The 16,634-nt window shown below is 50.7% G+C and carries 16 protein-coding genes; 7 read left to right on the forward strand and 9 right to left on the reverse strand.

The features are described from left to right. The 3 genes from PPL9_RS34250 to PPL9_RS16605 all read left to right on the forward strand — a co-directional run. A partial coding sequence (locus tag PPL9_RS34250) for a L,D-transpeptidase (protein ID WP_244273408.1) occupies positions 1-296 on the forward strand: 296 nt, incomplete at its 5' end. 207 nt (positions 297-503) lie between these two features. Continuing rightward, positions 504-1,274 carry a hypothetical protein gene (locus PPL9_RS16600; protein WP_057463745.1) on the forward strand — a complete coding sequence of 257 codons (771 nt, stop codon included), beginning with the start codon at positions 504-506 and terminating at the stop codon, positions 1,272-1,274. Positions 1,275-1,636: 362 nt separating this feature from the next. Continuing rightward, on the forward strand, positions 1,637-2,137 hold the full coding sequence (locus tag PPL9_RS16605) for a PEGA domain-containing protein (protein WP_057463746.1): 501 nt from the start codon (positions 1,637-1,639) through the stop codon (positions 2,135-2,137). A gap of 48 nt (positions 2,138-2,185) precedes the next feature. Here the strand turns inward: PPL9_RS16605 and glcF are convergent, their stop codons facing one another. Genes glcF through PPL9_RS16620 form a run of 3 tightly spaced genes read right to left on the reverse strand, consistent with a single transcriptional unit; the run spans position 2,186 to position 6,234 of the window. Beyond that, a complete protein-coding gene (gene glcF / locus PPL9_RS16610) occupies positions 2,186-3,499 on the reverse strand; it encodes a glycolate oxidase subunit GlcF (RefSeq protein WP_057463747.1) in 1,314 nt (437 codons plus the stop codon). 3 nt (positions 3,500-3,502) lie between these two features. Beyond that, on the reverse strand, positions 3,503-4,702 hold the full coding sequence (gene glcE / locus PPL9_RS16615; protein WP_057463748.1) for a glycolate oxidase subunit GlcE: 1,200 nt from the start codon (positions 4,700-4,702) through the stop codon (positions 3,503-3,505). A gap of 35 nt (positions 4,703-4,737) precedes the next feature. Next, positions 4,738-6,234 (reverse strand): FAD-linked oxidase C-terminal domain-containing protein, encoded by a 1,497-nt coding sequence (locus PPL9_RS16620; RefSeq protein WP_057463749.1) that lies wholly within the window; start codon positions 6,232-6,234, stop codon positions 4,738-4,740. A gap of 340 nt (positions 6,235-6,574) precedes the next feature. Between PPL9_RS16620 and PPL9_RS16625 the strand changes: the two genes are divergently transcribed. Then, positions 6,575-6,973 (forward strand): cytochrome c family protein, encoded by a 399-nt coding sequence (locus tag PPL9_RS16625; RefSeq protein WP_057463750.1) that lies wholly within the window; start codon positions 6,575-6,577, stop codon positions 6,971-6,973. A gap of 77 nt (positions 6,974-7,050) precedes the next feature. Here the strand turns inward: PPL9_RS16625 and PPL9_RS16630 are convergent, their stop codons facing one another. From PPL9_RS16630 to PPL9_RS16640, 3 genes are all read right to left on the reverse strand, one after another. Then, on the reverse strand, positions 7,051-7,488 hold the full coding sequence (locus PPL9_RS16630; RefSeq protein WP_208989428.1) for a GNAT family N-acetyltransferase: 438 nt from the start codon (positions 7,486-7,488) through the stop codon (positions 7,051-7,053). A gap of 188 nt (positions 7,489-7,676) precedes the next feature. Beyond that, positions 7,677-8,333: an oxygen-insensitive NAD(P)H-dependent nitroreductase NfsB gene (locus tag PPL9_RS16635; protein ID WP_057463849.1), complete on the reverse strand. Its 657-nt coding sequence runs from the start codon at positions 8,331-8,333 to the stop codon at positions 7,677-7,679. Between the two features lie 193 nt (positions 8,334-8,526). Then, entirely contained in the window at positions 8,527-8,991 is a 465-nt protein-coding gene (locus PPL9_RS16640; RefSeq protein ID WP_057463752.1) for a glycoside hydrolase family 16 protein, read from the reverse strand. A gap of 526 nt (positions 8,992-9,517) precedes the next feature. On the opposite strand from PPL9_RS16640, the gene PPL9_RS16645 reads away from it, so the two are divergent. Together PPL9_RS16645 and fbaA are read left to right on the forward strand one after the other, a co-directional pair. After that, on the forward strand, positions 9,518-10,333 hold the full coding sequence (locus PPL9_RS16645) for a (Fe-S)-binding protein (RefSeq protein WP_057463753.1): 816 nt from the start codon (positions 9,518-9,520) through the stop codon (positions 10,331-10,333). A 279-nt stretch (positions 10,334-10,612) separates the two neighbouring features. After that, complete coding sequence (gene fbaA, locus PPL9_RS16650) at positions 10,613-11,683, forward strand: class II fructose-bisphosphate aldolase (RefSeq protein WP_057463754.1); 1,071 nt, start codon at positions 10,613-10,615, stop codon at positions 11,681-11,683. Positions 11,684-11,847: 164 nt separating this feature from the next. On the opposite strand, the gene PPL9_RS16655 is transcribed toward fbaA, so the two are convergent. From PPL9_RS16655 to PPL9_RS16665, 3 genes are all read right to left on the reverse strand, one after another. Then, positions 11,848-13,395: a hypothetical protein gene (locus tag PPL9_RS16655; protein WP_057463755.1), complete on the reverse strand. Its 1,548-nt coding sequence runs from the start codon at positions 13,393-13,395 to the stop codon at positions 11,848-11,850. Between the two features lie 184 nt (positions 13,396-13,579). After that, positions 13,580-14,560 (reverse strand): DUF2332 domain-containing protein, encoded by a 981-nt coding sequence (locus tag PPL9_RS16660; RefSeq protein WP_057463756.1) that lies wholly within the window; start codon positions 14,558-14,560, stop codon positions 13,580-13,582. Positions 14,561-14,695: 135 nt separating this feature from the next. After that, complete coding sequence (locus tag PPL9_RS16665) at positions 14,696-15,625, reverse strand: tyrosine-protein phosphatase (RefSeq protein ID WP_208989429.1); 930 nt, start codon at positions 15,623-15,625, stop codon at positions 14,696-14,698. Between the two features lie 101 nt (positions 15,626-15,726). On the opposite strand from PPL9_RS16665, the gene PPL9_RS16670 reads away from it, so the two are divergent. Then, positions 15,727-16,620 (forward strand): LysR family transcriptional regulator, encoded by an 894-nt coding sequence (locus tag PPL9_RS16670; protein WP_057463758.1) that lies wholly within the window; start codon positions 15,727-15,729, stop codon positions 16,618-16,620. Positions 16,621-16,634 lie beyond the last annotated feature (14 nt).

The following is a 16,634-nucleotide window of genomic DNA, read 5'->3' on the forward strand; positions in this document are numbered from 1 at the left end:
TTGAATGGGCTGGCGTTCACAAAGTCACCCGTAAGCGCGAGTGGCCAGACTGGCGGCCACCTGCAGAGATGCTGAAACGGCAACCAAGCCTTCCCCGTTACATGCCGGGCGGGCCGCGTAACCCATTGGGCGCACGTGCACTTTATCTGGGTTCAACGCTTTACCGTATTCATGGGTCGAATGAACCATGGACGATTGGCCAGGCGGTTTCTTCCGGCTGCATTCGTATGAGAAACGAAGATGTGGCGGAGCTGTATAATATGGTTCCGGTTGGCGCAAAGGTCTATGTGCGCTAGGCATGCACGTTTGTTGCAATCTTGGGTACAGGAACCTATGATAAGGCAACAACTTCAAATTGCTTGCCGTACCCCAGACAACGGCAAAGCATCAAAAAATAAAGGTCTGTCTTTAAACAGGCTTATTGTGTGAATGTGCCGTTGCTGACCATCTGATTGAGGGACTTTTCCCCCAGGCCACATCTGTGTGTTTTGGGAGTGCCGCGTATGTGTGCCAAGAAGAATGGACTAGTCATCAGCAAGGACGAAGTGGTTGCAACTCTTTCCAGTATTTTGTCCAGCCCCAACTTCAGGCGAAGCCCGAAACTAACTGCCCTCCTGACGTTTCTCGTCGAGCGTAAACTCTCCAAACAGGAAGAAGACCTCAAAGAGCAAGTTATTGGACAGAGGGTCTTCAATTTACCTGAGGGGTTTAATCCGCGTGAAAACCCGATTGTGCGGGTCAACATCTCGCGCTTGCGGTCTCTTCTGCGGGGTTACAACGACGCACACCCTGATGTGCATCACATGCAGATCCGGTTGCCAGACATGGGCTATGTACCTGTATTTGAGTGTCTACGACCCGTTGTTGACGGGGCTGATGAAGAGAGCAACGCCTCTCTCTCACAACACACGAGCGAGGAACGCTCACCCATTGAGCTGTTGGATGAGCCTTTGAACTCTGAAGACATCACCCAGATCCGCGGTGTTCTGGAGGATTGCCTGAAAGACCAAGGACCATCACTCAACCGGTATACGCTTGCAGCCATCCTGCTTGGTTGTTTCGCCAGTATACTGAGCTTGTTGTTGCTTGCGCATGAGACTGGTTTGGTGTTTGCCGGAGATTGGCATACCCAAGTCATCGCTGTTCCGCCTCCAACGATTGACGAAGATCAGATCCCACCAGAAATTGCAGCGGAGCTACGACAAATAGAAGGTGAACTTGGCGGGAAAGTCAGCTGCATAATTCACTCCGATGAGCATATCCTCGCTGAGTAAATGGCAGAAGGCTTCATGTAGCTCACTCCTCACCCCAAATATCTAGTCTGCGTTTGGATGAACTGCAGTACGCCGGCATTTTGGATGTCGATCTCAATTAAGCTCGCGCAGCTTTCAGGTTTTAGACTGTCAGTGTTTGAGACGTTCTGTAATTAATCCACGGGATTGAGGGTGGGTTTGAACTCAATAGATTTTTACCCCTAAAACCATCAGTTTAACATATTCATTTTCAGGAATTGCCTGAAGCTGCGAAAGGCACAAAATCAGACTCATAAATGCATTGGGAATCAAATTTTTCACCGTTGCATGTCCCCCACGATGCCGAGGGTATCGGTTCAGTTTTCTAAGGCGGGAATTTTGAGATGAAGACTACATTTTTGTTTGCGTCATTTATTTCAGCAGGTTTTGTCCTTTCAGGGTGCGCCAGTGTCACACGCGGTATGAGTGAAAAAGTCAAAATCTATACCTCTCCAGAGGATGCACAGATCTCGACGGACATAGGGATGACCTGCAGTTCCTCGCCTTGTACACTCAAGGTTTCACGCAAAGAAAAGTTCAACGTCACCGTTTCCAAAGAAGGTTATAAAACGCAGAAAGTACATGTCACCACTGAAGTTGCAGGAAGCGGTGCAGCAGCTATGGCAGGCAATGCCCTGATCGGAGGTGTGATTGGCGTAGGTGTGGACGCGTATACCGGTGCGATGCTCAATCACAAGCCGAACCCAGTTCTCGTTGAGCTTAAGCCAACAAACCCAGCAAACCCTAATACACCTGTCGGCGATCTCTCACATATTCGGAAGCAATATGCTGATGATGAGAAAGCTCATCAGGAGAACGTTATGCGTCGTGGAGGCGGCGTATAACCTCCACCCCCCCTCAATCTTATTTGAGAGGGGTTTGTGTAAAGCAGCTTAAATCGCCTTGTCCAGCAGCATCGGCTTTGGACCACCATAGGCCCAATCCAGAAGCTCGATGCTATGGATGATCGGGATTTGGGTGCCGCTGGAGATTTGGGTGATGCAGCCGATGTTGCCGGTGGCGACGAGGTCTGGCTGGGTAGCTTCCAGATTGCTTACTTTGCGGTCTCGCAGAGCAGTGGCAATTTTGGGCTGCATGATGTTGTAGGTACCAGCTGAGCCACAGCAAAGGTGCCCTTCCAGAGGTTCTTTGACTGTAAAGCCAGCATTTTGCAGCAGCTTCATAGGTTGCCAGGTGATCTTTTGGCCATGCTGCATGGAGCAGGCAGAGTGGTAGGCGATGGTCAGCTCTTCGTGCGGCTGTGCTTCGCCTAAATCCTGTTCAATCAGAAACTCAACGATATCCTTGGACATCTGCGAGATTTGTTGAGCTTTCGCCGCGTATTGCGGGTCGTCGCGCAGCATGAAGCCATAATCTTTGATGGTGGTACCGCAGCCAGACGCAGTGATGATGACGGCATCGAGCCCCTCACCGTCCATCTCTCTCATCCACGCATCAATGTTGGCTTTGGCCTGTTCGTTAGAGGCTTCTTCCTTGCCCATATGATGAACGAGCGCACCGCAACAGCCCTCACCTTTCGGGAAGACCACTTCGTAACCGGTGCGTGTAAGTAAGCGGGTCGCTGCATCGTTGATGGACGGGGCAAGGACACTTTGTGCGCAACCTTTCAAGATAGCGACGCGGCCCTTCTTCTGCACTTTCGGGGCAATGGTTTCCTGCCCTGCGAACTGAGAAGGCATTGCTGATTTGGTCGGAGCCAACGCCAGCAGGGTACCCAGTTTTGCAAGCGTACCACCGCATTTCTTCATGAGCCCTGCAAGTGGGCGACCATAGAAGGCGGCTGCGATTGCAAGACGGAAACGGCCCGGTTTGGGCAGAATGGCCTGTAGCACTGCTCTGAGCATCCGGTCTTGCAACGGACGTTTGTAGGTGCGTTCGATATGGATGCGAGCGTGATCTACAAGATGCATGTAGTTCACACCCGAAGGGCATGTGGTCATGCAAGACAAACAGGACAGGCAGCGGTCGATATGCTTGACGGTTTTGGCATCCGCAGGCCGGTCATTTTCCAGCATCTCTTTGATGAGGTAGATGCGGCCACGTGGACTGTCCAGCTCATCTCCCAGCAGCGCGAAGGTTGGGCACGTTGCAGTACAAAATCCGCAGTGCACGCATTTGCGCAGGATCTGTTCGGAAACTGCTGTGGCGCTGTCTTTGAGTTGCTCTGGTGTAAAGTTGGTTTGCATGACCTAGATCCCCGCGTACATTCGGCCCGGGTTGAGGATGTTGTGCGGATCAAACTGAGCTTTCAAGCGCTTAGAAAGCCCCATCAATGTCTCCGACAAGGGCTGGAACACATCCACGCTCGTACGCAGCTCAGCACTTGCGCGCAGGAGCGTAGCGTGACCACCACCATTTTCAGCAATCAGACGGCGGAGCGGAACATCGTGAGGCTCTACGCCTTGCATCTCCACCCAGACCAGACCACCTGCCCAGTCCATCATCCAGCGGATTGCAAAGCGCTTTTCCAGCTCGGCAATCATCTGTTGACCAGCAGTCGGGCTTACTGAGAGCTTCCAGAGCGGCTTGTCACTTCCGGCGAACGGAATGAGGTCACGCAGATCACCCCATGTTTTGCGGGAGGCCTGACCTTCGATGAGCTCTTGTGATGGAAAGCGCTTCAGGATGCTGCGCAGTTTGTTCAAGCGGTAGTCGATGGAAACTGGGATGCCTTCCAATCTGAGCAAAGTGATGGGGTGTTCTTGTGAGAGTGGGCAGAAGCCTTTGGGCAGATGAGCTGCAGAGGAAACCTCTGCGGAAGACCCCATAGCTTCTGACATAGCACTGGATGCTTCTTGCGGGGTCAGGCCCAGCAATACGAAGGTGCATTCTTTGGCTGCTCGAGGGAGAACTTTGATGGAGAAACTTGTGGCAACAGCAAGAGTACCCCAGGAGGAGCAGAAGCCCCGGGACAGATCATAACCCGTCACGTTTTTCACCACGCGTCCGCCTGCCTTGAAGATCTCGCCACGGCCAGAAACAGCTTCCAGACCAAGTACATGATCGCGTGCTGCACCCGCTTTGAGACGGCGCGGACCGGACAGGTTTGTTGCCAGAACACCACCAATGGTGCCTGCCTGATTTGGGCCACCCAGAACTGCACTTAGGTCTGCTGGTTCAAAGGGGAGTTCCTGATTGTGTTCCTTCAAGAGGGTCTGAACGTCCCTCAGTGGCGTGCCTGCCTTCACAGTGAGCACAAGTTCTGCCGGCTCATAGTCGATCACGCCGGAGATGCCGTCAACGCGCAGAGTATGCGCGGACTGCACCGCCCTACCCCAGTTGCGCTTGGAGCCGCTTCCGATTACTTCCAGCGGTGTTCGCTCGGCGGAGGCCCATTTGACGACCGCCTCCAGCTCATCAGCTGTTGTTGGGTGGAAACCCTCTCCCATGGTTTCGTCCTGTTCTCTTGTCTTAGGATCACGCTCTAGAAGCGTGGAATATCCGGGAATGGCAGTTGGCCCTGATGAACGTGCATGAAGCCAAGCTCTGCACAACGGTGTAGGACCGGGAACATCTTGCCCGGATTGAGAAGCTGCTTTTCATCAAACGCACACTTCACGCGTTGCTGCTGTTTCAGGTCATCCTCAGAGTACATTTCCGGCATGAGATCGCGTTTCTCAATGCCGACACCATGTTCTCCCGTGAGGACGCCGCCTACTTTTACGCAAAGACGCAGGATGTCTGCTCCAAAGGCTTCAGCTGCGGCCAGTTCACCCGGTTTGTTGGCGTCATAAAGGATGAGTGGATGCAAGTTTCCATCACCTGCGTGAAACACGTTAGCGACACGTAATCCGTGTTTTTCGCTCAGCTCCTGCATTTCCTGCAGGACTTGTGGCAGAGCTGCGCGCGGAATGGTGCCATCCATGCACAAATAGTCCGGCGAGATGCGGCCTACCGCCGGAAACGCAGCCTTGCGCCCTGCCCAGAATGTATTGCGCTCTTCTTCTGACTGAGAGACGCGCAAGTAAGATGAGCCGTTCTTTTCTGCGATTGCGCTGACGCGCTTAAGCAAGTCATCGACTTCAGCTTCAGGGCCGTCCAGTTCCACGATCATGAGGGCGTCTACATCCAGCGGATATCCGGCATGTACGAAGTCTTCAGCAGCATCAATTGCGAGCTTGTCCATGAGCTCCATGCCACCGGGGATGATGCCCGCTCCGATAATTTCAGCCACGCACTTGCCAGCTTCCTCTGAGGTTGGAAAGCCGATCAGTGCTGCACGGGCTGTTTCCGGTTTTTGTAGAACGCGGACAGTGACTTCAGTGACAACTGCGAGCAATCCTTCGGAGCCTGTGAGCAGGGCCATCAAGTCGTAGGCCTCAGAATCCAGATGTTTGCCGCCGAGGCGGATCACCTCTCCGGTGATAAGGACAATTTCCAGTCCCAACAGGTTGTTGGTGGTCAAACCGTATTTGAGGGAGTGCACGCCGCCGGAGTTTTCTGCGATATTACCGCCAATGGAACAGGCGATTTGGGAGGACGGATCAGGAGCATAATAGAAGCCATCCTGCTGTACGGCTGTCGTAATCCCCAGGTTGGTTACACCCGGCTGGGTCACAACTGCCCGGTTTTCCAGATCTATTTCCAAAATCCGATTAAATTTCATCATGGACAGCAAAACGCCGTCTTCCAACGGCAATGCACCGCCAGACAGGGAAGTTCCGGCACCACGAGGTACCACTTTTACATCATTGTCGTAGCAGTACTTGAGCACTTGCGAGACCTGATCTACGGTCTCAGGTAAGACCACAACAAGCGGCAGCTGGCGGTATGCCGTCAAGGCATCCGTCTCATAGGGACGCATCTCGATCTCATCGCAGATAACACCTTCTCCACGCACGATTTTTTTCAAATCAGCGACGATTTTGGAGCGCTTTTTTAGTGTTTCCTGTGACGGTTTTGGCATTGCGATCGCTGCCATCAGGCCTCCCTCTTGAGTTGTGGTTTGAAACTATATTTCCAAGCCACCAACCCAACCGTACTTACTGAATACAATAGATGAGACTCTCATAATTTTTGCAAAGATAAAAGCCGCATTAAGTCTATTGTCGCCCACAAAACAACGGCTTCAGTTTTTGGTGAGTTTGACTCAAAGCAAGTTATTTTCAGTCGTTTATGCTTATGATCAATTCCGTCCGCGACAATATGCCGTAACAATATATACGAAGGTAACGTCGAATCTGTGGGAACTGCCCCATGAGTTAGACTATGTTGTTCTCTATTCGCGGTTATCTCTTAGGATATAGTGGGAAGGATAAAATATGAAGCAGTTTGGCGTCGTTGCAGCGCTTGCATTGCTGTTGAGTTCCGGTGCGGCATTCGCTGAAGGCGATGTTGCTAAGGGCGCAAAAGTTTTCAAAAAATGTAAGGCTTGTCATGCTGTTGGTGAAAAAGCCAAGAACAAGGTAGGACCTAAACTCAACGGCATCATCGATGCTGGTTGGGGTGAAGTCGAAGGCTACAAGTATTCCAAGCCTCTTCTGGCAGGTAAAGAAGAAGGTAAAGCTTGGGACGCAGCTACCCTGGACGCATACCTTACAAAACCGAAGAAAGTTATCCCGAAAGGTAAGATGGCTTTCGCTGGTCTTAAGAAAGAAACTCAGCGTCAGGACGTTATTGCGTACCTCGCTCAGTTCAATAAAGACGGCTCCAAGAAATAATTGGATTCCAGAGATTCTAAAGATCGGGGGTCGCAGTTCTGCGGCCCTTTTTTATTGCTGCTATGTTGGTGAGTGGCTTAAGCCTTGCGCACCATCTTGTTTGCAAGGATCGGAATGCCGTTATAATCGGTCATGAACTCGCTGGTAATGACAAAGCCAAATTGCTCATAGAGCCGCTTGGCCGGCAGGTTGGATTTGGCGACGTAAAGTGTGGCCTCCCCCTCAGCCCTATCCAGCATGTGTTGCATGAGCGTTCTACCGATACCCTTGCCTCTGCCTTGCGGGTGGACGAACAATGACCTGAGATCAGCTCCGTCCTGAGCTGCATAAGCCAGCATTTTCTCTTCTTCATAAACTGAGATTTGCGACGTGATTAGACTCGTATACCGCTTGGGGTCCTGATCAAGCGGGAGTAATTCAAACTGCTTATCTTCATAGGCAAACTCATCAAGTTTGGACTTTGCGTAAATGTCTAGCACAGCTGGAAGGTCCGCGTCCCGATACGGTCTGATCATCATTCAACTCTTTCTAAGTATACATGTTTTTCGATTCCCTCATCTTTTGATGGCAGGCAATTGAGGTGACTTTGTGCGCCCGCTTTTGATCGTAGTTTAGTACAGTCAAAATGCAGAATAAAACTCAGTCATTTCATGTAAAAGGGGATGCACTAGGCATCCCCTTTTGGCGTCGACTGTAAAGCTGATTAAGAAAGTTCTGTGAAAATCTCGCCTTCCGGGAGGCGGGATTTGGGGAGGGCGGCGTTGAAGTCGCTTTCGTGACGGTGGCCGAGGGCAATCAGAGCAACTGCGCGGTAGCCTTTTTTCTGAAGGCCAAACTCTTCGTTAAGCGCGTCAACGTCTACGCCTTCAATCGGCACAGCATCAATGCCCAGCGCGCCTGCGCCCAGCAGGATGGTTCCCATGTTGAGGTAGACCTGTTTTTCCATCCAATGGTCAGCGTCTTTGAGCTGGTCACGATGAATACCGACAAAGGTGGCACGGCCTGCTTTGACTGTCTCTTTTACAGCTGGGTCAGCAAAGCGTTTGTCTTGTTCTTCTGCTTCCAGCAAACGGTCCAGATACTCATCAGAGATGTCCGTTCTGACGCAAAAGACGACGACGTGGGAGGAGTTGAGCACCTTGCCGTTATTGAAGGAGAACATGCCCTGCGTTCCCTTTGAAACGCGCTCACGCCCTTCTGGGGTATCTGCAATGATAAAGTGCCAAGGTTGTGAGTTCACACTTGATGGGCTGAAGCGAAGCAGGGATTTAATATGATCAAACTGCTCTGCGGAAATCTGCTTTGATGGATCAAATTCCTTGGTGGAATAGCGGCTCAGCGCGACGTCTTTCAGGTTCATGCTCATTTTCCAGTTTCTTATTTAAGTGATGTTCTGACCGGAAGATAACCATTAGTTTTTTCTTAGCAAGTACGCACAGAAAATGCACATAGGCACAAAATGTATACTGCAAGCTCCGTGTCCGACATCCGATAGAGTTATTCCACTTAGCCGAGGCGCTACCTTCCTCCTATCAAGATCAGAAGCGTGGATATTATTCTGATTGCGCAAAGCATCGAATGAAGTCTACTTCCATCCAGGCATCTTGTTCTGGTGTCTTTGGGGCACGGTGAGGGAACTCATAAAAGTTCAACATGAGCTGCATCGGATAATTTGGAGATTGAGAGGTTGTTGTAACCAGTTCGCCATCAGCGAAAAAATCAATCTGACTTGGAGACCAGTCCATCGAATAGACGTGCCAGTCAGTAACATCCAAGGGTAAAATGCTGTCGTCAAATTCATCTTTGAGGAGAGGATCGTTAATACGTTTTATTCCACGCCCGACTTGAGCTTCATTTGCAGTCGCACTCCTGCCAAAAATCTCAAAAACTGTAATTTCTCCGGAATGATCCGGCTGATCTTCAAAACCGATCAGCCAAAGCGCTGCTAAATTCCATGGTTTCAATTTTGCACGAACACGTATGTCCAACCTACAATATTGCGGCAAGAACAACTGCATTTCAGGAACCTCAGACTTTACAGTAAGCCCATCACGGAACCTGTGTTGCCCATGAGGGCTATTGAGAGGTCCTGCAAAATGCCCAGTCTGGATTCCCGATACCTTGTTTTCTCCATCAAATTCTGGCGACCAGCATTGCTAATTTTCAGAGATGAACAAACGAAGCTTTTTGTCCTTTATCTCATAACTCGCCGCAGATAACTCCAAGGAACTCCAGTGAGGGAGGTAGTTGGGCAACCATTTGTTTATATCGAGAGCAGGACCATCAAAATTATCTTCAAAGATAAGCTTAGAGTTCGACTGGAGGACCATTCAGATGCCTTCACATAATGAATAATTGAAATTGCTGATGCAAAATTGTGGTCTTAGAGCTTACCCGACGTGCCATACGGCTGATAGTAAATTTAGGGTGGTTTCCCAAACCTAAGCAATCCTTTTAAGCATTGAAGTCCCCTTTGAATTGTGGCAGGCAGGTTGTAGCGATTTCATTTATGCATTGCTCAGAAACTGCAGGACTTCTCCTCTTATGGCCCGACCAAGACGCCCCAAATACAAGAAGGATGCCCGGGTCGGATTGTTTGTTTCCTGCACTACCAATCTCTTTCGCCCGTCTCTCATAAAAGCTGCAGTTCATTTGCTCGACAGAGCTGGTTATGAGGTTGAAGCGCCCAGCATTCAGAGTTGTTGCGGACTTGTGTCGCTACGTTCTAATGAACTTGATGATGCACGGGATTTGGCGAAGGAGGTGATTTCTCAGTTTGGTCATTACGACTATGTGGCTGTGCTTTCTCCTTTTTGTGCCAAGGTGTTTGAACGGGCCTATGCGCCACTGCTTTCCGAGCAGTCTGAAGAACTCACGAAGATCACCGCCAAGTTTACGCGTAAGTGCTTTGAAGTCTCTGACCTGTTGCTGGCTGCGCCGGAGTTTGGGCAGAGCTTGCAAGGCTTTGCAGGTAAGGTCGCGTTTCTAGATGTGTCAGACGCGCCAAATCTGTTTGGCAGTCAGGTCGCTTCCCGCACTCTGCTGGGTCAGATGGAGCAGGTGAGCGTTGTTGATTTGCCGCAGATCTGTGCCTCTCAGGTCAAAGGCGCTCCAGAGGGAACGATCTCCCCTGAACTGGGTCCAGGTGATTTGAGCGGTTTGCTGCATGCGGTGCGCTCCTGTGGGGCTGGTACGCTTGTCTCAACAGATCTGGCGCTCCTGATGGAGCTTTCCACCCATTTGCGCCGCTATGGCTCGGCTATTGAACTCAGACCTGTTTTGGAGGTTCTGGCAGGTGATACTCAATCCATGCCGATTGGCTTGAGTGCCCGTGTGATGGCAGGTCAGTCCATCCTCTGATTCCCCTAGGTCGTCGCTGAAACTTGCGCAGGGATTGTGGTTCCCGGTGCTGCTTGTGAAAAACACAAATTCTGCATGACGGGAAATACTGCTTAAGGCCAGTGATTTGCCTCTTAAATCCATTAAATTCCTCAGAATGCCCTTACAAATGTTGTAGTTCTGCGTATTGCTGAGTAGTGTGCGCGGCAACTGGCCAAGGCCATGGTCCGGCTTTGTTGCCAGTTCACAGTGTGAGGCACTTTGTCTCCCCTATCTGCTGTTACACAGGAGCCTATAAAAATGGGAAAGCTCAAGCCGGGCGTCATCTTTGGTGAAGACTATAAAACCCTGATTGAAGCATGCCGCCAAGGTAAGTTCGCCTTGCCTGCGGTCAACGTTGTTGGAACGGATTCCATCAACGCAGTTCTTGAAGCAGCAGCTGCAAACAATACAGATATTATCGTTCAGCTCTCCAACGGTGGTGCGCAGTTCTATGCCGGTAAAGGCATCAAGGACAGCTTCCAAGCAAAAGTGCTTGGGGCAGTTGCTGCAGCTCAGCACGTGCACCTTCTGGCAGAGCATTACGGTGTTGGCGTTGTGTTGCACACCGACCATGCAGACAAGAGCCTGATCCCTTGGCTGGAAGAGCTCATCAAACACGGTGAAGCATTCTACAAGGCAAATGGCAAGCCACTGTTCTCCTCTCACATGCTGGATCTTTCCGCAGAAGACATCGAGTTTAACCTGTCTGAAAGCGAACGCCTGCTGAAGATGATGGCTCCGCTGGAAATGAGCCTTGAGATTGAGCTGGGCGTGACTGGAGGTGAAGAAGACGGTATCGGTTCTGATGATGACATCGGTGCAGACAATCCGAAGCTCTACACCCAGCCTGAAGACGTTCTGCAGGCTTATGACCGTCTGAACCCGCTTGGCCATTTCTCCGTTGCTGCGTCCTTTGGTAACGTGCACGGCGTTTACAAGCCGGGCAACGTGAAGCTGCGCCCTGAAATTCTGCGTGAAAGTCAGAAGCTGGTCAGCGAAACTCACAGCCTTGGTGCAAACCCGCTGGCGCTTGTGTTCCACGGTGGATCCGGTTCTGAGAAGTCCAAGATCACAGAGAGCCTGAACTACGGCGTGTTCAAGATGAACATCGACACCGATACACAGTTCGCCTTCTCTGAAAAGGTTGGTGCGTACGTGGAAGCAAACGCAAATGCTTTCAAATACCAGATCGACCCGGAAACTGGTGCCCCAACGAAGAAGGCTTACGACCCACGCAAATGGCTGCGTGAAGGTGAGCTGGGCATTGTTGAACGCCTGAAAGAAGCTTGCGAAGACCTGAACTGCGTTGGCAAGAGCCTCTGCCAGTAAGCTGACTAGATTTTATAAGATTGAAGAGCCCGGTGCAGACGCGTCGGGCTTTTTTTGTTTGTCCACTTATGCTGGGACGCAGTGCATTACGTTTCGTGGAAGGTTACACCGTACTGTGGGTGCTGGCAGAGCCAACATCTAGTAGTTAACCTGTTCTAAGCTGATTAAGCCATCGTGCTCTCACCATCTAAAAACAGGATCGGTACACCGAGGTTTTTGGCTACTTTTTCGGCGTGTTCCATGAAAATCTGGTATTTTTCTTCCTTGGTCAGGGCCTTTTTGCCTTCAAACTCCTGAAACGCGATGGTGTCGGGAGAGGGTTCAGCGTCTATGAGAAAGATTCCATTGATCTTGATGGGCTCGGTTGCGTCTACGCCTTGCTTATGCTGAATGCCGTCCTTGGATGAAACAATCACTTCGTTATGCGCATAGTAGGTGTTGTCCATCAAATCATCAACGTTCTGCTGACGTTTGTCGTACTGGTATCTGTCCAGCTCATTCTTCAAGTAACCGTTGCGAACATGGTCTGGCACATCGAGAAGCTTTTCGTTTTGCTCTTGTGTGACATTGACCATTCTGTCTTTTTTGTCTTTGCGGCCAATGTTAAGCTCGCTCATGAGATCATCGGGACTGGAGACCAGCACGTTTTGTGGCAGGACATCCAAGATGACGCCAAAGGCTCCGTAGACAAAGCATTTTTCATCAGTCACAACGGACGTACAAATGGCATCCTTATTCTCTAGATACTCGGTTCCCTGAGCAGAAAAACAGCCCTTTTGATTGATAAAATCATCCATTGAACCTGTTCGAACGATGAACTTGAAAGGTGCTTTGCAGCCGCCTCTTTTTTGGAGGTCGAGCCTTTCGGAAGGATCAGAGAAATTTTCTCTGTTCCAAGTCTTAAGAAAAGCCTTCGTCTTCTCATCCGGCTCAGCTTTGACCAGCTCAACTTTATGCTCCTGAGTCTTTTTTCGCATAAATGCAGCAGCAAGTTTGTCGAGCTTGGACACACGTGGGCTTTCGCCAGCTCCGACACCAGTAACTTCGGGCAGAGCGTGCAGCCAATCAACTTCCTTTTGATAGCTCTGAAGTGTCTTATTGAGCTTCTTCAAGACCTTGTTCGCAGCATCCACCTGAAGGTTCTCACAAAGGGTCTGTGCTTCACTGATCAGACCGTTGGCTTCCTGGTCAAGACTGAGGAATTTCTTGTGCTTTTTGCTCGGGATTTTCTTAGCAATGGCAAGGCTGTCAACAACTGGTAATTCAATCGCCAACTGAACGAGGTCTTCCTTCACCCAGGGTATCTGCGCTTCCAAACCTTTATGATTGGATTGAGCAACAGCAATGAGCTGCTCCATAGAGGAAACGTTCTCTTGAATTTTGGAAAGCCTCGCCTCCGCGTTTTGGGGCTTTCGGCCTTTCAGCTCTTTTCGTGCAGCTGCAATACCCGAGCGTGCAGACAGACCTGCTTTTTTGAAAGGTGAGAAAACAGCGCTTTGGTTCTTGATCAACTCCGTGTTTGCGTACAGAGCATCTGCCGCTTTCTCCATGGACGCAAGTTTTTCCAGTAGACTTGTAGGAGCGTTCACAACGTCGGCTTGGTGATGTTGCCCGACCTGCTCGCCCTCCTCTTCAGCAAAGGTCAAGTTTAGTCGGCGAGCCATGTCGTTCGCCCATTTGTGCTCTTCTTTGCTCAATGATTGCAGGGGCATAGATCATCTCCAAAACATAAGCGCCTGCCCTTCCACCATATATTTAATGAAGCAAGCACCTGTCTCTCTCATGCATTGCGCAAAGTACTACGTCCTCTCAAATGAATGCTTTCTGGAATTTACGTACTTTCCCTCAAACTGGAGCTAAATGCTGTGATGGTGTGCAGAGGCTTTTAGCAAGCCTCTACTCGATCCAATCAACTGACTGTCCGTGTGGGCCGGTCCAGGCGCGGGGGGTGCCGTTTTCGCAGAGGAGGAATTTGCCAGTTGGGTGCGGCCCCGCAACCTTTTCGGCAAACTGCGGGATAACGCTGCGTGCTTCGTTGGAGATCCAGTGGGCGTTGGAGTTGAGCATCAGATCGACGAAAGCTTCTCGCTTGCTAATGTCGCGGATGTAGACGAGAACAGCACTATGGAAGACCACGGGTGTGGTGCCCGCTGGAATTTGTTCCAACAAGGCTGGCAAGTCTTCGAGAAGGTTTCCTTTAACCAGTTGGACTTTCTGCTGCTTTGCTACTGCAATTGCTTTTTGCAGGCGGTGTAAGCGGTCCTCCTGCCCCGGCCAGACGAGCGTTTGGAGCCATGCTGCGGTGTCCTCATCCTGAAGATTCAACGGGTTCAGTTCTAGCCCTGCACGCCAGACAACTTCTGGCAGCTTGGTTGGCAGAGGAACATTGCCGGTCGCCTGACAGTGCAACACTGGTGTATCGGATGTGTTCGTCCCAGGCGCTAGTGTGTGTGCACCGTTATTGTAGTCGTAGGCGTAGTGGTCCGGCAGCAAGCAAAGACCAGCGGAGGCGCCGACTTCGATCAATGAAAGAGGTTGTGGGAGGCGGGCGAGCAGTGGGAGGAGCGTTGCGCAGCGACCGGACTCGTTGGTCTGCGTGCTGCGATTCATCATCTCATGCTTGATTGCTGTTCCATGAAGCTTCAGCGTCTCATCCAGCTCTGTCACTTCAGGAACGCGTCCTGTGACCCATCTTATGGCTGCGAAGAGGAGGTTGGGTTGCTGTTTGGCTTCTGGCAAAACCATCAGGAAATCGTGGAAGATTGGCGAGCTGGCTACATGAGTCGCCCATTCTTCATAAACAGGTGAGTTATATTTGGCTTCGTAGGAAGCAAATCCCAGATATCCGCGTTCAATTGCTGAAGATAATACAGTCATGAAATTCCCCTAAAACATAAGGGAAGTTTAGGCTGGATATGCCTTCTGGCGCAAATGAGCCTCTCGTAGAACTTGCTTGAGGAACCTCGTGCCACCAACGTTGGGGGAAGGCAGCACGAGGGGTGCTGGGAGGCCTTAGGTTAGGTCTGCCAGCAGGTTCTTTTTGATGAGGGCCAGCTCTTCATCAGAAATGCCTAATGCTTCGCGGCGGTAGGTGTCAAAGCTGCCGTAGTCTTCTTTCACCGCTTTTAGAGCAGCCGTGATCTGCTCTTTATGTGCACCGAAAGCCGGGCGGAGAGAATGCGGGCCGTCTGCGACTAACTTGCTCAGTTCATCATAAGTGTAGAGATTGGTGGTGAGGTAGTCGCGCATGACGTCTTCTTCAGAAAAACCCAGAGACAACATCAGTACGGCTGCCACATAACCGGTGCGGTCTTTGCCGCCTGCGCAGTGGAACACCAATGGGTAGTTCTGTTCTTCCAACAACACATGCATAAAGCGGGAGATCTGCGGTGTGAACTTACGTGCGAAGTCCTTATAGCGATCAATCCGGGTGTTGTAGAGGTCTACATTATGGTCTTTCAGCAGTTGGTCAATCTCATCAAACTTGCCGCTGAACCATAAAGGGCCAATTTGCGAGGCAACATCTAAAGGCATGATTTTTTTTACGTCTGCCGGGTCTGAGCCAATTGGCAGATTGATGTTGAAGTCTACTGTTGAAATATGTTTGTTCGGGTGTTTCTCCAGTTCATCCGGAGCACGCAAATCCACAATGGTCTCAATGCCCAATGCGCTGAGTTTTTCCTGATCAGCTTTTGTCAGGTTGTCCAGTTGGTCAGAGCGAAAGACTGTTTGCGGCTTTAAAGCCGGGCCATTTTTCGGCGTGGTTAGTGGGCGAAAGCTCTCCAGTTTTTCGATTGGTTTAATAACCTTGATGGCATCGCAATTGGAGGGGATGTCAATTGGCAGTTTGGTTTCGCACGGCATCGTTTCTGCCATGGCGAGCCCTGACGTCATGAGTGAGCCAATCATTGTTGCGGTTGCCAGCCCGATTATTTTTCGCATGGTCATTCCTCTCAGTTTGCAAATTTGGGTGACATAAAGATCAGTTTGACCTATGCAGTAAAGTTGAACTCCATCAGAATTTCAGATCGTGTTGAGGTTGGATGCCCAGTGTTGACCAGTTGGAAGCGTTTGTGACTGCCGCTGAGTTAGGGTCATTTTCTGCTGCTGCACGACGGTTGGGTAAGGCTCAATCCGCTGTAAGTGCTGCGATTTCCAATCTGGAGATTGATCTTGGCTCCGATCTTTTTGATCGCAGCAGTTACCGTGCAGAGCTGACTGTCTCGGGTGTTTCCTTACTGGATTATGCAAGATCCATTTTGCAGAGCAGGCAGGACTTGCTTGTGAAGGCTGGCGCCCTTTGTGAAGGGGCGGAAGGCAGCCTCAAAGTGGTGTTTGAGTATGGGACCTATGTTTCTGAGATTAATCAGGTTTTTCATGATTTCGACAAGCAGTTTCCGAAGGTAGAGTTGCATGTCCAAACCACCTCTTTTGGTGATGTCTTTTCCAGACTGACGGAAGAGAGCGCTCAACTGGGGATTATTATCGAGCGGCACCCCTACAAGGAAGGCTACCACTTCCGTGGGCTTGGATTTGAGCGCCGGATTCCGGTTTGCCACAAGGACCATCCTCTCGCCGAACTGAAGGAAGTCCGGTTGGTGGACTTGCGCGGATACAGACAGATTATTTCTGGGACAGAGACTGACCGAAACTCACCTGAGTTTTCACGCCAGAAAGGGCCGCATCTGCTGATTACAGATAATCCGCGCGTGGCACACACCATGGTGCATGGCGGTGTGGGCTGGGCTGAGTTGCCTGCGCAGATGGTGGATGATGAGGTGAAGGCTGGTGCGCTGAAAGAGCTTTCCTATGATTTTCAGCAGAATGCTATTCTCAACAAGGTCTCTCTTGTCTGGGGCAAACAGCAAGCGCAAGCCCCTGCCTGTAAGTGGTTGATCAACCGGATGTGCCAGCTGCACCAGAAGACTTGGGTTTAGCGTCAGCGACCTTC

The organism is Pseudovibrio sp. POLY-S9 (genome assembly GCF_001431305.1).
In the GTDB taxonomy this organism is placed as follows: Bacteria; Pseudomonadota; Alphaproteobacteria; order Rhizobiales; family Stappiaceae; genus Pseudovibrio.

Bases quoted from the DNA above. Each gene is read 5' to 3' on its own strand.
- PPL9_RS16600 (WP_057463745.1), top strand. From the start codon at position 504: ATGTGTGCCAAGAAGAATGGACTAGTCATCAGCAAGGACGAAGTGGTT.
- PPL9_RS16605 (WP_057463746.1), top strand. From the start codon at position 1,637: ATGAAGACTACATTTTTGTTTGCGTCATTTATTTCAGCAGGTTTTGTC.
- glcF (WP_057463747.1), bottom strand. From the start codon at position 3,499: ATGCAAACCAACTTTACACCAGAGCAACTCAAAGACAGCGCCACAGCA.
- glcE (WP_057463748.1), bottom strand. From the start codon at position 4,702: ATGGGAGAGGGTTTCCACCCAACAACAGCTGATGAGCTGGAGGCGGTC.
- PPL9_RS16620 (WP_057463749.1), bottom strand. From the start codon at position 6,234: ATGGCAGCGATCGCAATGCCAAAACCGTCACAGGAAACACTAAAAAAG.
- PPL9_RS16625 (WP_057463750.1), top strand. From the start codon at position 6,575: ATGAAGCAGTTTGGCGTCGTTGCAGCGCTTGCATTGCTGTTGAGTTCC.
- PPL9_RS16630 (WP_208989428.1), bottom strand. From the start codon at position 7,488: ATGATCAGACCGTATCGGGACGCGGACCTTCCAGCTGTGCTAGACATT.
- PPL9_RS16635 (WP_057463849.1), bottom strand. From the start codon at position 8,333: ATGAACCTGAAAGACGTCGCGCTGAGCCGCTATTCCACCAAGGAATTT.
- PPL9_RS16640 (WP_057463752.1), bottom strand. From the start codon at position 8,991: ATGCAGTTGTTCTTGCCGCAATATTGTAGGTTGGACATACGTGTTCGT.
- PPL9_RS16645 (WP_057463753.1), top strand. From the start codon at position 9,518: ATGGCCCGACCAAGACGCCCCAAATACAAGAAGGATGCCCGGGTCGGA.
- fbaA (WP_057463754.1), top strand. From the start codon at position 10,613: ATGGGAAAGCTCAAGCCGGGCGTCATCTTTGGTGAAGACTATAAAACC.
- PPL9_RS16655 (WP_057463755.1), bottom strand. From the start codon at position 13,395: ATGCCCCTGCAATCATTGAGCAAAGAAGAGCACAAATGGGCGAACGAC.
- PPL9_RS16660 (WP_057463756.1), bottom strand. From the start codon at position 14,560: ATGACTGTATTATCTTCAGCAATTGAACGCGGATATCTGGGATTTGCT.
- PPL9_RS16665 (WP_208989429.1), bottom strand. From the start codon at position 15,625: ATGCGAAAAATAATCGGGCTGGCAACCGCAACAATGATTGGCTCACTC.
- PPL9_RS16670 (WP_057463758.1), top strand. From the start codon at position 15,727: ATGCCCAGTGTTGACCAGTTGGAAGCGTTTGTGACTGCCGCTGAGTTA.